14 protein-coding genes are annotated in these 15340 nt (G+C 49.3%); 7 read left to right on the top strand and 7 right to left on the bottom strand.

The genetic code is table 11. The features are described from left to right. The first annotated feature begins 28 nt into the window (after nt 1–28). Entirely contained in the window at nt 29–2020 is a 1992-nt protein-coding gene (locus tag IEX02_RS00975; protein ID WP_229701973.1) for a tetratricopeptide repeat-containing sulfotransferase family protein, read from the top strand. Nucleotides 2021–2033: 13 nt separating this feature from the next. Here the strand turns inward: IEX02_RS00975 and IEX02_RS00970 are convergent, their stop codons facing one another. Beyond that, complete coding sequence (locus IEX02_RS00970; protein ID WP_188688961.1) at nt 2034–2219, bottom strand: hypothetical protein; 186 nt, start codon at nt 2217–2219, stop codon at nt 2034–2036. Between the two features lie 164 nt (nt 2220–2383). On the opposite strand from IEX02_RS00970, the gene IEX02_RS00965 reads away from it, so the two are divergent. After that, the gene (locus tag IEX02_RS00965; RefSeq protein WP_188688960.1) at nt 2384–2986 is read left to right on the top strand and encodes an outer membrane beta-barrel protein; all 603 of its coding nucleotides are present in this window, start codon (nt 2384–2386) and stop codon (nt 2984–2986) included. A 17-nt stretch (nt 2987–3003) separates the two neighbouring features. Here the strand turns inward: IEX02_RS00965 and IEX02_RS00960 are convergent, their stop codons facing one another. Beyond that, nucleotides 3004–4539 carry a cryptochrome/photolyase family protein gene (locus IEX02_RS00960; RefSeq protein ID WP_188688956.1) on the bottom strand — a complete coding sequence of 512 codons (1536 nt, stop codon included), beginning with the start codon at nt 4537–4539 and terminating at the stop codon, nt 3004–3006. A gap of 100 nt (nt 4540–4639) precedes the next feature. On the opposite strand from IEX02_RS00960, the gene IEX02_RS00955 reads away from it, so the two are divergent. Further along, the gene (locus IEX02_RS00955; protein WP_188688953.1) at nt 4640–4915 is read left to right on the top strand and encodes a DUF3081 domain-containing protein; all 276 of its coding nucleotides are present in this window, start codon (nt 4640–4642) and stop codon (nt 4913–4915) included. Here IEX02_RS00955 and trhA read toward each other — a convergent pair. Next, nucleotides 4894–5529, bottom strand: coding sequence for a PAQR family membrane homeostasis protein TrhA (gene trhA / locus IEX02_RS00950; protein ID WP_373284953.1), 636 nt, complete (start codon nt 5527–5529; stop codon nt 4894–4896). The genes IEX02_RS00955 and trhA overlap by 22 nt on opposite strands. 161 nt (nt 5530–5690) lie before the next feature. On the opposite strand from trhA, the gene IEX02_RS00945 reads away from it, so the two are divergent. Next, entirely contained in the window at nt 5691–5948 is a 258-nt protein-coding gene (locus tag IEX02_RS00945; RefSeq protein WP_229701971.1) for a GIY-YIG nuclease family protein, read from the top strand. Nucleotides 5949–5988: 40 nt separating this feature from the next. Here IEX02_RS00945 and IEX02_RS00940 read toward each other — a convergent pair whose 3' ends face one another. After that, nucleotides 5989–6777, bottom strand: coding sequence for a potassium channel family protein (locus IEX02_RS00940; protein WP_188688930.1), 789 nt, complete (start codon nt 6775–6777; stop codon nt 5989–5991). Next, entirely contained in the window at nt 6777–7679 is a 903-nt protein-coding gene (locus tag IEX02_RS00935) for a DUF350 domain-containing protein (protein ID WP_188688927.1), read from the bottom strand. Before IEX02_RS00935 ends, IEX02_RS00940 begins: the two co-directional genes overlap by 1 nt. Nucleotides 7680–7910: 231 nt before the next feature. Here IEX02_RS00935 and glnE point away from each other — a divergent pair, with 231 nt between their 5' ends. After that, nucleotides 7911–10751 (top strand): bifunctional [glutamate--ammonia ligase]-adenylyl-L-tyrosine phosphorylase/[glutamate--ammonia-ligase] adenylyltransferase, encoded by a 2841-nt coding sequence (glnE, locus tag IEX02_RS00930; RefSeq protein ID WP_188688924.1) that lies wholly within the window; start codon nt 7911–7913, stop codon nt 10749–10751. A 15-nt stretch (nt 10752–10766) separates the two neighbouring features. Here the strand turns inward: glnE and IEX02_RS00925 are convergent, their stop codons facing one another. Then, complete coding sequence (locus IEX02_RS00925; RefSeq protein WP_188688921.1) at nt 10767–11423, bottom strand: TcpQ domain-containing protein; 657 nt, start codon at nt 11421–11423, stop codon at nt 10767–10769. A 24-nt stretch (nt 11424–11447) separates the two neighbouring features. Then, the gene (gene lpxL / locus IEX02_RS00920) at nt 11448–12368 is read right to left on the bottom strand and encodes an LpxL/LpxP family Kdo(2)-lipid IV(A) lauroyl/palmitoleoyl acyltransferase (RefSeq protein WP_229701969.1); all 921 of its coding nucleotides are present in this window, start codon (nt 12366–12368) and stop codon (nt 11448–11450) included. Between the two features lie 158 nt (nt 12369–12526). Here lpxL and hldE point away from each other — a divergent pair, with 158 nt between their 5' ends. Together hldE and IEX02_RS00910 are read left to right on the top strand one after the other, a co-directional pair. After that, the gene (gene hldE, locus IEX02_RS00915; RefSeq protein ID WP_188688918.1) at nt 12527–13945 is read left to right on the top strand and encodes a bifunctional D-glycero-beta-D-manno-heptose-7-phosphate kinase/D-glycero-beta-D-manno-heptose 1-phosphate adenylyltransferase HldE; all 1419 of its coding nucleotides are present in this window, start codon (nt 12527–12529) and stop codon (nt 13943–13945) included. 169 nt (nt 13946–14114) lie between these two features. Then, nucleotides 14115–15155 carry an XrtA/PEP-CTERM system-associated ATPase gene (locus IEX02_RS00910; protein WP_188688916.1) on the top strand — a complete coding sequence of 347 codons (1041 nt, stop codon included), beginning with the start codon at nt 14115–14117 and terminating at the stop codon, nt 15153–15155. Nucleotides 15156–15340 lie beyond the last annotated feature (185 nt).

The following is a 15340-nucleotide window of genomic DNA, read 5'->3' as shown; positions in this document are numbered from 1 at the left end:
CTGGTCGCCCCTTTAGTCCGAGGTTGGTGTGAAACAAAGTATTAATGACCGGCAAGCTCGGCTTGCACAGGCCAAGCGTTCCCTGAATCAGGGGTTATTCAGCGAGGCAAAAATCCCTCTGAACTTGTTGCTCAAGTCTGATGAGGCTGACCAGGAAGCTTGGTATTTGTTAGCGGTTTGTCAGCGTTATGCGGGGGAATTAAATGACGCTCTGAGTAGCTTGCAAATCCTCAGGGACCTAAACCCGGGCTATGGCCGCTTGTATCAGGAAATGGGCCATTGTTTGGTGGCTGGACAAGAATCGGCTAGAGCATTATTGGCATATCGACAGGCTGTTCAGTTTAACGCCGCACTGTTGGCCAGTTGGCAAAAAATGGCTGAACTTTTATCTGTTGATGATCCTTTAATGCCGCAGGTAAAAGCCCGTATTGATGAATTGCAGCGTTTACCGCTAGAAATCCAAAGTGCCAGTAGTATGTTGCATGAGGGAAGGCTGCTTAAAGCTGAGCAGCTTTGCCGACACTTTTTACGTCAGAATCCTCAACATGTGGAGGCAATGCGCCTACTGGCACAAATCGGCGTAAAGCACTATGTGCTGGATGACGCGGAATTTTTGCTGGAAAGTGCGCTAGAGTTTGCCCCGGGCCACGATGGTGTCAGACAAGATCTCGTTCATGTACTGCATAAGCGTCAGAAGTATGAACGGGCACTGCAACAGGCGCAGGCTTTGTACCAAGGGGCTCCGGACAACGGCCATCTACAAATGCTGCTGGCTAACCAACTTGTCGCGGTAAGCCAGTTTGAACAAGCATTGGCATTGTATGAGCAAGCGAGACAGGTGATGCCAGCAAATGCCTATGTGCCTTTAATGCAGGGACATGCACTTAAAACCCTAGGCCAGCAACAGGCGGCGGTTGATGCATACCAGCAAGCCATTTCAATCCGGGAAGACTTTGGTGACGCATACTGGAGTCTGGCGAACCTGAAAACCTATGCTTTTTCGCCTCAACAGATAGTCCATATGGCTGAACTTGTTTTGCAGCCAATGGTGTTACCAGACGATAAGATACATTTACATTTTGCCTTAGGAAAAGCCCTCGAAGACAGCGGGCAATTCCAGCGTTCCTTTGAACATTATCAGCAAGGTAATGAGCTTAAGCGTGCCCATACAAGCTATAGGGCGAGCAAGATTAGTGAAGAAGCTGATGCACAGATTAAGCACTGCAATACGGCGCTGTTTGATGGGCGCCAAGGACAAGGTTGTGAGGCTGCCGACCCGATATTTATTGTCGGCTTGCCCAGAGCTGGCTCAACGCTGCTAGAGCAAATTCTGGCTTCGCATTCGCAAGTGGACGGTACCATGGAGTTACCCAATATTCTTGCCATGGTGCATAAATTGAAAGGGCGTAAAGCTGACAGCTCACTATACCCTGCCAATCTGCAGGAGCTGAGCTCTCAGCAGTTGCGTGAGTTAGGGGAAACCTACCTGCAGGAAACCCGCATCCATCGGGGCCAAGGACGCTTCTTTATTGATAAGATGCCCAACAACTTCCGCCATCTGGGCTTAATCCATCTTATCTTACCCAATGCCAGGATCATTGATGCCAGACGTCATCCCATGGCGTGTTGTTTCAGCGGCTTTAAACAACTTTTCGCAGAGGGACAAGAGTTCAGCTACTCCCTTACTGATATTGGGCGCTATTACAAAGACTATGTACGCTTGATGGCACATTGGCAGCATTTGATGCCGGGGCATATTCACAGGGTGCAATACGAAACGTTAATCGGTGACTTTGAAAATCAGGTAAGATCTTTGCTGAGATTTCTGGGGTTACCTTTTGAGCAAGCCTGTTTGGATTTTCATCAGACCAAGCGTGCTGTTAAAACAGCCAGCTCCGAACAGGTTAGGCAACCTCTGTATCGTTCTGGTTTAGCCCAGTGGCAGCACTTTTCGCCCTGGCTTGAGCCCTTACAAGATACTTTAGGACGGGATTGGCTTGCGCAACAAGAGCGAGATTAAGTAGGGGAGACAGTTAAGGCTTTTCTGTTATGTTGCCGCGGTGCTGTTCAAGATAGCTTTGTATAAAACCACGTAATTCTTTGGCCGCGGTACTATTTTGCTCTTCGCAAAGGGCTATAAAAGTATTGCGCATTTCTTTATCAATGCGGATCAGAAGCTGACTGTCCTTCTTTTTCTTCTTTTTGTCTTTACTTGGCATAGTGATTGGGCGGTATGAGCAGGGAGATGGACAAAATTGTACCCGGCAGCAGGTTTATGTCAATTTTGTTACGATCTGCCAAGGTGCGTATTTTTAAGGAATTTCACTGGAAATTCCAGCGATTAGGGCGCTAGACTAAGCCGGTTTACAGCAAGGACACAACAATGAAAAAGACAATATTGGCAGCGTTATGCCTGTTGACCAGCCAGACGGCCATGGCCAATGGTGATATGTATGGCTTATTCAGCGCCGGTTATGCAGACGCCAGCCAGGGACAGGCTGATGGAAAAGGCGTGGGTTACAGCTTTGCCATGGGATATGAGCTGGATAAGCAGTGGTTTGTCGAGGGGGGATTCCAACAACTCATCGATGAAGAAGGCGATGCCCCGACGTTGTCCAACCTGGGTAGCGAAGACAGCAGCAGTTTGAAAGCAGACGCTTTGTACCTGGCATTACTGGGCAAGGCATCTTCCCAAGCGGGGACCTTGTTTTATCGAGTCGGCGTGATGAGCGTGAAACTTGAATCCCAGGCCTTTATCGGCAGCGGCCAAACCTGCGAAGAAGGTGACGCTGAGGTTTATAGCCTGGAAGGCGGCGACGGTGTGCGCTGCAGTTATGACAAGACGTCAGTAGCCGGTGTGGTGGGGCTGGGCTTTGATTTCAAACTGGCCGATGCCTGGGATCTGCGTATCGAAGCGCAACATGTGCGTGGCAAAGATGGTTTTGAAGCCAATATCGGCCAGATAGGACTGCGTTATAATTTTTAGGCTGTCTGGACAGGCGGTTAAAGCCTGTCCAGGTTGGTTAGCAGCTTCCCGGCCCAATCCCGTATTGCATTCTGCTCACTGTGGCTTTTTTTCTGCCACTGGGCCACCATCAGCGCCATTCTGGGATGCGCCGCAAAGGCTTGTTGGTGAGTGTCGATAAATTGCCAATACAGTGCATTGTAAGGGCAGGCCCTTAAACCTGTGGTCTGTTTAGGTGAGTAGGGGCAATGTTGGCAATGATTACCCATTTTATGCAGGTAGTTACCGCTGGCGGCATAAGGTTTACTCGCCAGTATTCCGCCATCTGCATACAGGGCCATACCCAGAGTGTTGGGAAGTTCTACCCATTCAAAGGCATCGACATAGACGGCCAAGTACCAGGTGCAAACAGATCGAACATCCAGCCCGGCTAGCAGACAGAAGTTACCAATGACCATCAGGCGCTGAATATGATGGGCATAGGCTCTGTGTAGCGAGTTTCCGATTGCCTGCTGCATGCAGCGCATTTGCACTTTGGCGTGCCAGAACCAGTCAGGTAACGCGCGCTCGGCTTGCAAGTAATTACCCTGGGCATAGTCTTCCCCCATAAACCAGTACAATCCCCGCACATATTCCCGCCAGCCCAGAATCTGGCGTATAAAGCCTTCCACGGCGTTTAGCGGCGCATGTCCTTGTTGATAGGCCTGCTGAGCTTGTTGGCAGACGTCCAAGGGGGACAGTAAGCCAAGATTAATATAAACGGAGAGCAAGCTGTGGAACACCGCTGGTTGGTTGTCGGCTAAGGCGTCCTGATAGTCGCCAAATTTTGCTAGCCGGTTTTGAATAAAATCGTCCAATGCTAGTAGCGCCTGTTCACGGCATACCGCATAGTTGAAGTGTTCGAGTTTCCCAGGGTTGTCGGAAAATTCCTGACTCACTAAGTGCAGCACCTCCTGGGTTAACTTATCTGACCTAAACGCTCGAGGGGTAGGAACCTGCTCGGTGGGAGACCAAGGGCGACGATTTTGTTTATCAAAGTTGTACTTTCCCCCTATTGGGCGACCGCTTTCCATCAACAGGCCGGTTTGCTGTCTGGCCCATTGATAAAAATGTTCCATTCTCGGCTGCGGATGTGCGGCAAACCACTGATGCATTTGAGTGCGTGAGAAGATGAAATTATGGCTGGGGAACTGCTGTACCGGCAGGGGCAGATTGCCTTGCCAGTGTTTGTATTGCGCCTGTAAACGATACTCCCCAGGCTCTATTAACCACAGTTGTGCATAGTCATGCAGGTTGAGCTGGTGGTTTAGTAATTGAGAAAAGCTTGCCCAGTTGTCTTTCGTCTCAACATAGTCATAGTAGTAAAGGTAAAAACCCTGTTCGCGAAGCTCTGCTGCAAAATGTCGCATCGCAGAGAATATCAGGGCGATTTTCAGCTTATTGTGGGGAACGTAGCTGGCTTCCTGATGCAGTTCCGCCAATAGGATATGATCCCGTTGCCTGTCTAACTGTTGCAGGGCTGGATGGCTGAGATCGAGTTGATCACCGAGTAGCAATAAGAGTCTGCGGGACATGGATATATTTTTATTTGAACTTGTCTGAAGGTATTCGCAAAGCAGTGATATTGGGATCACTTTTTGCTGCGTTTTTTATTAAAAGCTAAAAGGAGGCGTCATGAAAAATGAACTGGATAGCCGTTTTATTCTGAGTGTATTCGATAAGATAAAAACCCACGGCAAGGAAGATGGCGAAGGGCATATGCTGGAAGGTGTAAAGGCCTATACAGACTTTGATGGTTACACGCTGTTTCTTGAAGATGCGTCAGTGCAGCTTAGCTTCGGTTTCCATAATCAGTACCATTTCGATTACGAAAAGGCAGAGCAGCTTGAGCAATTTGAAAGAAAGTTGCAGCACATTCAGGCCAACTATCAGGCCGGAACCACAAAATAATAGATGGATAGGTAGTGACAGGTACAGCCGGCCACCACAAACATGTGCCAGATTGCATGAGTGAATTGATAGCGTTTGGCTACGTAAAACAGAACACCCACGCTAAAGCACAATCCGCCAGCGACCAACAACCACATACCTGCCCCTGGCAAGGCTTGGTAAAGTGGGTAAATAAACGCCAGGGATAACCAGCCCATAAACAAATACAAGGTCAGGGATATGCGTGGAAAACGGTGTTTAGCCAGCCATTTAAATGCAACGCCTGCTAAGGCTATGGCCCAAATAAGCGTTGTTCCCAGTGTGCCAACCCAGCCCCCTACGCTGACCAGCATAAAGGGAGTGTAAGTACCCGCTATCAGTAAATAAATAGCGCTATGGTCGAATAACTTCAGCCAACCTTTGACTTTCTGATGGGTAACGGCGTGATAAACTGTGGAGCTGAGAAACATCAGCAACAGTGAACTGCCGTAGATACTGGAAGCGGTAATTGCCAATCCGGATTCACTGCGCATCAGTAGCAAAACCAAACCGACAATGGCGACAATAAAGCCAATGCCATGGCTTAACGCATTAAGCCACTCTTCGGTAATACTGTATGGGCGCTGTGTGGACAAGGATGGTTCCAATGTGCGTGGTGAGAAGTCAGTATAGATTTTCAGCGAACACTTGTACACTGAAAAAATCATCGACTTTAGATATCAAATTATGAGTGTTGAACATGACTGATACACCGACAGATACGTGCCTTAATACCTCGTCTACATGGTATCTGTATATGATTGAAAATCGTTTGGGGCAATGGTACACGGGGATCAGCACTGATCCGCAGCGACGTTTCACTGAACATCAGTCCGGAGGAAAAAAAGCGGCCAAGGCACTGCGTGGAAAAGCTCCCCTGGTGATGCGTTATTGTCAGTCGGTGGGGGATCGGGCCCAGGCCAGTCGGTTTGAATATCAACTTAAACGATTAAGCAAAGCCGACAAGCTGAGGCTGGCAGCCGGTCAGTTATCTTTGGCTCAGCTTGGCGGGTAAAACGCCAATGTTGAGAAGTAAGTCTATCCCTCCGTTACCCTCATTTGCTGTCGTCGGGAGGGACTTTTTTATCAGCCTTTTTATCGGCTGTTAACTCGACCAGCATTTGCTGAATTTGATCCATTTGCTCCTGAAGATTTTCTACCTGGTCATGAATCCTGTGAATACGGCGATTTTGAACCGCCAACTGGTCTTTTTCTTCGGGGGTAATAAAAAACGACGCAATGTAGCCAGAAATAACCCCGAATAAACTGACGCCGCTAATAATTAGCAATACGCTAACTAAACGTCCGGCGGTGGATATGGGATAAAAGTCACCGTAACCAACAGTGGAGATGGTGACCAAACTCCACCATATGGCGTCTTCGGCGGTGGTAATATTGGCACCGGGCAAATCGTGTTCGATAAGGTAAATAGACAACCCCGCCGCACCAATCAGTATTACCAGCGTTACCATCATGGTTGCCAAGGTTGTTTGAATGCGGTCTTTCAGTGAAGGAAGTGCTAGGTGACGGGTTTGTTTAAGCAAACGGATAACCCGTAGCACCTGTAAAAAGCGCGCCAGTCTGAATGGCTCAATCAGGGGAATACTGGCAATAAAATCTATCCAATGGGACTTGAAATAGGCTTTGCGGTCAGGGGCGGCCAGAATGTTGTAAGTGAAATTTACCAAAAACAGCACGCAAATCAGGGTGTCCATAAATAGCAAATAGCTTCTGACATCCCTAGGTAAGTCGAGCAATATCAGTACACAGATATTGATCACTGCCACCAACGACAGCACCATCATGCCGATATCAAATGCGCCGAGTTTGTTGTTTTTTACCATCAGGATACCAATCCCAGTAATAATAACGCCATGCCTATGGTTAGGGCCATTTCTATGCTTGCCAGGCCGACGTTATGTTGATGGTCTACCTCTCTTACCATATTAATACCGGGCAATACCAAGCGTTTCGCTATCCAAGCCAGTGCGATAGTTAATAAGGTGAATAACATGGCCAGTACCAGCCAGCTCAAAAGATTACTTACATACGCCGTGGGGTGATACTCCAATAATTGGCTGGCCGCACTGACCGAAAACGCCGTACCTAGCAACAAGCCGCCATGTTGTATGGCCAACGCCACCTGTCCACCAACCAACACATCCTGCATCGAATCATTTTGGTTATCCTGAGCAAAGCGTCTTTCCATTAAACGGGTGATCAGCAACATAACGGCTAACGCCACGATAAAGCCGCTAATCAGGGCAATACCACTATGTATATCAAAGCCTTGTGTCCAGAGTAAAATACTGCGCAGCATTATCGCTACGGCGATGGCACTGGCTCCATCCACCAGGGCGATGCTGACGTTGCGGTTTAGGATCTGCTCGCGTTTATCCAACTCATCCAGCACCAGCCTGTCGTGGGCAAAACGGCCTACTTTTATCAGCAGAATGCCAACCACACCATAAACCAGCATCTGTAGGGATTGGGCAAGGTAATCACCTGAGGAGGCTTTCTCTGCCGCACTCCAGAGCACAATGGAGAGTGCCATCAGACTGGATGCGACACTGATCCCAAAGGCGAAGTTGTCCTTACCGGATAGTTGGTCGGTGCCGTCCACTCGCGTCCACAGACCAAATACCCAACGCATAACTATCAACAACACTAATGCAATAGCGACATCCAGGCCTATATATAACAAGGCCTGAGGGGTGATGGATAAACCCATCAAATCGGTTTTCATCTGACTTTCAAGATTGCTTTGCTAAGGCCTTAATTATTCAGTAGTTTAGCGGTCAATCCAAGTGTTGGGTGACAGATGGTGATTTCTGTTCGTTAAGTTGCTGCAATGAAGTTGATATCCCTGGCAGGTATCAGCCCTCTGCACTTGGGCTGATGCAGGTGTATATTAATGCCCACTGCAGCGACATTTGTGTTCGGGCGTCACCAGAATCTTCTCCTTAAGGATTTCCATATGCAGATAGCAAATATTCCGGCTTCCCTAATGTCTATTGGTCACAAGCATTGGCAAAGATTGCTGGAAACCTATCCACAGGAAGAATGGCTGGTTGCCCTTCAGTCAACTGTACTTCCGGTGTTCTGCTTAAGTGACTTTGTCGCTAAGAGTTGTCAGCAAGATATAAGTATTTTGCAATTTCTGCATTTGGAAAATGGCTTGGTTTCTGCCACGCCAGACTATGCCCAGCTATTGGCTGCAGAGTTGGAAGCTGTCACTGATGAAAGTGAAATGCACAGAGCATTGCGGCGATTCCGACGTCGGCACATGGTGCGCCTTGCGTGGCTGGACCTGACCAATGCGCAGTGTATTGATGCTTCTTTGAGTCAGGTGTCGAAACTTGCCAATACCTTGATAGATAAAGCCGGCGACTGGTGCTATCAGCATTTGGCTTCCCGCTATGGCATACCTATGGCGGATGGGGTGGAGCAGCCTCTGCTCGTGCTGGGTATGGGGAAACTGGGGGGCGAAGAACTCAACTTCTCTTCAGACATCGACTTGATTTTTTGTTACCCCGAGTTGGGAGAAACTCAGGGGGGAAGGCGCACGCTGGAGAACCAACAGTTTTTTACTAAGGTGGGACAAAAGTTAATTACCGCCTTGAATCAGGTAACCTCGGACGGCCAGGTATTTCGCGTTGATATGCGGCTGCGCCCTTTTGGGGAAAGTGGCCCGTTGGTCATGCATTTTTCGGCGCTGGAAGATTATTACCAGGAGCAGGGGCGTGAATGGGAGCGCTATGCCATGGTTAAGGCGCGTATCATCAACCCTGTTGCGCCTTTTGCCGATGAACTTAAGGCGATTTTGCGTCCCTTCGTTTTCCGTCGCTATATGGATTTTTCTGCCATTGAAGCCCTGCGCAATATGAAGCGCCTGATCAGCCAGGAAGTCCGCCGCCGTCAGTTGACCGACAATATTAAGCTGGGAGGCGGTGGCATCCGGGAAGTCGAGTTTATCGTTCAGGCATTTCAATTAATCAGGGGAGGGCGAGAGGCCGCGCTGCAACATCCAGGGGTATTTGCCGTGCTGGACGAGCTCAAAGCGCGTCAGTGGCTATCCGCTGAGGATGTGGATAGCCTGGGGCGAAGTTACCGTTTTCTACGCAAGGCTGAGCATCATTTACAGCAGTTTAATGACGAACAAACCCAGACCCTGCCCACCGACGAAGTAGGTCGTCAGCGGCTTTGTCTGACCATGGGCTTTAATCACTATCAGGATTTTTGTTCTCAGCTTGAACAGCATATGCAGAGTATTCATGGCCAATTTATGGAGTTGATTGGGGATGAGAGCGAACCCTGTCCTGATGAACAGGTAAATGAGCTGAGTGACTTGTGGTGTCTGCCTTTAACGGATGATGAGGCATTGGCACTGCTGGCCAAATTTCTCGACGAGCCAGCCGCGCACTCGTTTTGGCATGCGTTAAGTGGCTTTATCGATGACATGCGCAATCGGGCGATGGGCACGCGGGGACGGGAGTCCTTGGATAAACTCATGCCCTGGGTGCTTAGCGCCTGCTTGAAAGATAATCCGGCGCCAAGTGTGGTGCTGCAACGTTTGTTTGGCGTGCTTAAGGCGGTCTGTCGTCGTACAGCTTATCTGGACTTGTTACTGGAAAACCCGGGAGCATTAGCGCAGCTGGTGAGATTATGCAGTGCCAGTCCCTGGATTGCCGAGCAAATAGGGCGTTTCCCCATACTCTTGGATGAGTTACTTAACCCTCAGCACCTATATCAACTGGCGCCACTGGATGGTTATTACAACGAATTACGGCAATTTTTGCTGCGCATTCCTGAGCAGGATTTGGAAGCGCGTATGGAAGCCATGCGGCAGTTTAAACTCAGCCAACAACTGAAAATTGCGGCCGCAGACGTTACCGGCGTATTGCCGGTTATGAAAGTAAGCGACCACTTAACCTTCCTGGCAGAAGCCTTGATTAAACAGGTTGTACTGGATGCCTGGCAGCAAATGACCGAGCGTTATGGTTTGCCAGCCGGTGTTCAGTTGCCCGACCTCGGCTTTGGTGTGATCGCTTACGGCAAGCTCGGCGGTATCGAATTAGGCTATGGTTCTGACTTGGATCTGGTCTTTGTCCATAACTGTGACAGCCAGCAAGATACCGATGGTGATAAGGCGATTGAATCACGTCAGTTTTATATCAAGCTGGCACAGCGAATTATGCATTTATTCAATACTAAGACGGCATCCGGGCAGCTGTATGAAACAGATCTGCGCTTGCGTCCGGCTGGCAACTCGGGCTTGTTAGTCTGTCATATCAATGGTTTCGCTGAGTATCAGTTACAGGAAGCGTGGACCTGGGAGCACCAAGCTCTCACTCGCAGCCGTTTTGTATTTGGTGATGAGGCCCTGGCCGCGCGCTTCTTACAAATTCGTCAGGATGTGCTGTGTTTGCCTAGAGATAAACAGAAACTGGCTGAAGACGTTCGTCAGATGCGAGAAAAAATGCGTGAGCATTTGCAGGCCGGGCAGGGATTTGATCTTAAGCAGGGCAGTGGTGGTATTGCTGATATTGAGTTTTTAACCCAGTACTGGGTGCTGAGCGAGAGTCATCGACAGCCAAACCTGTGCTATTGGTCTGATAATGTGCGCATACTGGCCAGCTTGGAGCATCATCAGGTTATCAGTTCACAGTGGGCAGAAGCGCTGACCACTGCTTATTTAGCTTTTCGTGATAGTGGACATCGCTGCGTATTGGATGGCAAGGCTGCGGTGGACGAAAGCGGCCAGTTTGAGGCGCTACGTGAGCAAGTGCGGGAAATCTGGCAGCAGACGCTGGGTTAAGCCCAGTGTCTGTGGTTATTTCATTGACTGCGCCCGCTCTACCTCGGCGCTAATGGCGGCATCGGTTGGGGTACAAAATTGCCTCAGGTAATCGGTAGGCTTGTCGGTAATCACAAGGGTGCGCTGTTTGGGACAGAAAAATCCCTCCACTGTGGCAGAAAAGTTACTGTCCACGGCGCGGGCTATTTTGTTCAGAGTACCGACGACGGTGTCATCGACCTGGAAATTATTTTTTACCACAAAGTCCTGGTTGAGTTCCCATATCACTTGCATGCCTTCGCTTTGTGCGTAGTTACTGATGATCTCCCTTAGCGTCCCCCCGGCCTTGAATGTGCGGTATTTGTGTTCACCTACCCATCTACCTGAAGCGGGCTTTTGCACGCTTTGCATGGCTTGCAGGCGCTCATTTAAAGGTGTGTCTTGCTCAGACAAGGGCATAACAAAATCGCTTTGTTCGTCAGGATTAGGTTCTCCTGAGGAAGTGCGATACTCGGCATAAAAGCTGGATAAGCCTCTGGCTGGGTCTTTTTTAACTGTCTGGCCTTGTGGCACCGGTTCGTTCTTTTGATGCTTTTGCAACTGGATAACCGCCACTGCAATAATGATGAGTATAGCGGCCAGGCCGAGTTGCCTGGCCCAGAACATACTGGAGGAAAATGATTTCTTACTCATACAATTGATACTGCCTTTTGCCACTTAGTACAAGGATTCTGGGTTTTCAGGTGGCCGGGTCTTGAAACGTTTATGCATCCACAAATATTGCTCTGGTGCCATCATCACCAACTCTTCAATTTTGCGATTAAGCCTGGCCACATCTTCTTTATCGTCTCCTGAAGGGAAATCTTCAAGACCGGGCAGAATATGAATCTCGTAACCTTGCGGGGTGCGAATGGACACCAGGAATACGGTTTCACAATTTGCCTGGCTGGTAAACAGCAAGGTGCCGGTTGTTGTAGCGGCGTCTTTGACGCCAAAAAACGGCACATACTCACAGCGCTTGGGACCATAATCCTGATCCGGCAAATACAAGCACAACTCACCACTGTTCAGCGCCTTGAACATCTCACTGACACCTCGCTTGTGGATCATGTAGCGATTGGAGCGAGCGCGGCCATGGTATTGCATATATTCCATCAAAGGATTGTTGTGTCGGCGGTAAAAAACGACTGAGGGGTGCAGCAGCCCCATCACCCGGCAACCAAACTCCAGGTTCATATTGTGGATGGCCAAACCCATAACGCCTTTTCCCTTGTCTAAAATAGCCTGAACATGTTCATAGCCAAAGACCTTACCCATGCGTTTTACCCGCCAATCTGGCCACCACCACCCCATGCCGGTTTCAAATAAGGCGATCCCGGCACTGGCAATATTGGCTTTGACCAGGGCCTCCCGGCGCTTCTGATCCATATCCGGGAAGGCTAATTGCAGATTACGCTCAGCGACCTTACGCCTGGATTTCAACACCTTGAACAGCACGTGACCTACAGCCTTCCCCAACAGTACTTGAACTTTATAGGGAAGCCAGGAGATGAGGTACAACACCAAGATACTTAGCCAGGTCAGCCAATACCTGGGATGAAAAAAAGCCAACTGAAAACGGGGAGCTTTGACCTGCACAGTTTACCCAATGAAAAATGTTTGGCGCATTCTAGCTTAAATTGACCGTGGCTGACATCTGACCGCGACAGATGGCGCTAAATCCTTGCGCTTGCATAATCGCAGCCAGAGCACCTTGTGATACAATCGGTGGCAGTGACAAGTACGGATGTGAAGTGATGAATATTCCTGATTTTTCCAAGGCCAGCGTTTTAGTGGTGGGGGATATTATGTTGGATCGCTACTGGTCTGGCTCTACGGCGCGGATATCCCCCGAAGCGCCGGTCCCTGTGGTCAGGATCGGTCAGAACGAAGAGCGCCCGGGCGGTGCCGCCAACGTGGCGTTAAACCTGGCGGCATTAGGCGCTGAGGTGACCCTGGTGGGGATGACTGGCCAAGACGAAGCTGCTGGGATATTACAACGCAAGCTGTCTTGTATGGACATTAATTGCCAGTTTGAGCAAGTACCTGGTCTGGATACTATTACCAAACTGCGCGTACTCAGCCGCAATCAGCAACTGATCCGGCTGGACTTTGAGCAAAGTTTTGCCCAGCAGGACAAAACTGCCTTGTTGGCCAAGGTGCGAGAGTTATTGGCCGAGCACGACCTGCTGCTGTTGTCTGACTATGACAAAGGCTGTCTAAGTGACGTATCCGGTTTGATCGCCCTTGCCAGACAAGCGGGTAAACCTGTGGTTGTGGATCCCAAAGGCAGTGATTTTGGTAAATATGCTGGTGCCAGCTTGCTGACACCGAATATGAGCGAGTTCCAGCAAATTGTTGGTGATTGTTCTGACGAAGCCGTGTTGGTTGAGAAAGCTAAGGAGTTGGTCACCGGGTTGCAGTTAGATGCATTGTTGGTGACCCGTTCCGAGCAAGGTATGACCTTGATTACGCCCGGGCAGCGTGAACTGCACTTACCTGCCAAAGCCAAAGAAGTGTATGACGTAACAGGTGCCGGTGACACAGTGATTGCGACCCTGGCGGCGTCTGTCGCCTCAGGATGCAGCTGGGCAGAAGCCAGCGTACTGGCCAATGCGGCGGCCGGTATTGTGGTTGGCAAACTGGGCACCTCTACTGTTAGCGTGTCGGAGCTGGCCATGACGGTTGGCATGGAGCAGCATGCAGGGCGTGGGGTCATGACAGAGCAACAGATCAATATGGCGGTGGAAGCTGCCCGCCTGCGAGGCGAAAAGGTGGTCATGACCAATGGTTGTTTTGATATATTGCATGCTGGCCATGTGTCATATCTGGAGAATGCCGCTCAGTTAGGCGACCGTTTGATTGTTGCGGTTAACGATGACGACTCGGTGCGCCGTTTAAAAGGCGAAGGGCGACCGGTCAATCTGGTTGAGCGACGAATGTCTGTGTTAGCCGGGTTGGCTTCGGTGGATTGGGTGTTTGCCTTTAGCGAAGATACACCTCAGCGAGTTATCAGTGATATTTTGCCTGATGTACTAGTCAAAGGCGGCGATTATCAGGTGGAACAGATCGCTGGGGCAAAAGAAGTCTTAGCCAATGGTGGAGAAGTCAAAATACTGAATTTTGAAGATGGCGTATCTACCACAGGTATCATTAAAAAAATCACCGGCCACTAAGAATACCTAACCTGAATACACAGATGAACCTTAGCGCTCATCTGTGTTTTTTGACCGTTTTACTGTCTGTTAATTCTTCTATATTGATTGCTTGTTTCGAAACCAGGCCTTAGCATTAAGTCATTGCGTCGCTGGGAAGTGACTTGTTTTCAGACAAGCGAGTTTTTTAATGTACGAAAGCTTTTATGGACTTAATGCAAAACCATTCCAACTTACTCCCGATCCTAGTTTTTTCTTTGCCAGTAAATGGCATAAAAGAGCATTATCCTATTTGGAGTACGGGCTAGCGCAGGCCGAAGGCTTTATCGTCATTACCGGTGGTATTGGTACGGGTAAAACCACCATCGCCAATAGTTTGTTGAATGAAATTCAAAATGACATTTTTGCCGCACAAATAGTGACCCCAAAGCTGTCGCCGGATGAACTGGTGAAAATGGTCGCCAGTAAATTTGAGCTGAACACTGACGGCAAAACTAAAGCCGATATCCTCAAGGACCTGGAAAAGTTCCTGTTCGACTTAAACCATCAAGGTAAGCGTGCGCTGTTGTTGGTGGATGAGGCGCAGAACTTGCCGCTGGAAACCATCGAAGAACTGCGCATGCTGTCCAACTTCCAGGCCAAGGGAAAGCCGCTGTTACAGAGCTTTCTACTGGGCCAGGAAGAGCTTCAGCCAATTCTGCGGGCCCCGAATATGGAGCAGTTTCGTCAGCGTATTGTGGCGTCCTGCCATTTATCTCCCCTGACCGATTCTGATGTGCGCCGTTATATTGAGTTTCGTCTGCAACACGCCGGATGGCGTGGGGGGGCGCTGTTTACTGACGGCGCCTATCAAAAGATATTCGAGTTTACTCAAGGGGTGCCACGAAAAATCAATACACTAACAGACCGGATCTTGTTGTATGGATTTTTGGAAGAATTGCAGGAGTTGAATGAAGAAGCCGTCGAATCTGTGGTTAACGAAGTGGCGGATGAAATGTTCATTCAACCTCCACCACCCGTTGTAGATGCCAGTCCCATCAGAGAGGGCGACAGCCCTCAACAGGATGCCCAGCGCCCCAAAGATATTCAGTACTACAAAGATATGCTGAAAGAGCTGACCGACGCCCTGGATGACGCTATCAATCAAAAGGTTAAATTAACCAGGTACATAGATAAGCTGTTGAAGCGAAAATATAAAACCTATGTACGCCTGAAGTCCGATGAGGAATGAGATACGTCTCTGGCAAAGGGAGGGAGGCCATCCTCATGCTGATGCGCACAGTTGAAGTATTGGTTTTGAGGAGATGCAGAGCCTCTCGATATTGGAGGCTGTCTGCGAAAAAACAGCTTGGTAGGCGTTAAAGTCTGCGCGCGTGGCCAAGACGGTTTATCTTTGCCTTGCTTGCTTATCCTTAG

This window comes from Bowmanella pacifica, assembly GCF_014645355.1.
In the GTDB taxonomy this organism is placed as follows: domain Bacteria; phylum Pseudomonadota; class Gammaproteobacteria; order Enterobacterales; family Alteromonadaceae; genus Bowmanella; species Bowmanella pacifica.
Note: the sequence above shows the minus strand (reverse complement) of the source record. Positions and strands in the feature narration are given on the sequence as shown.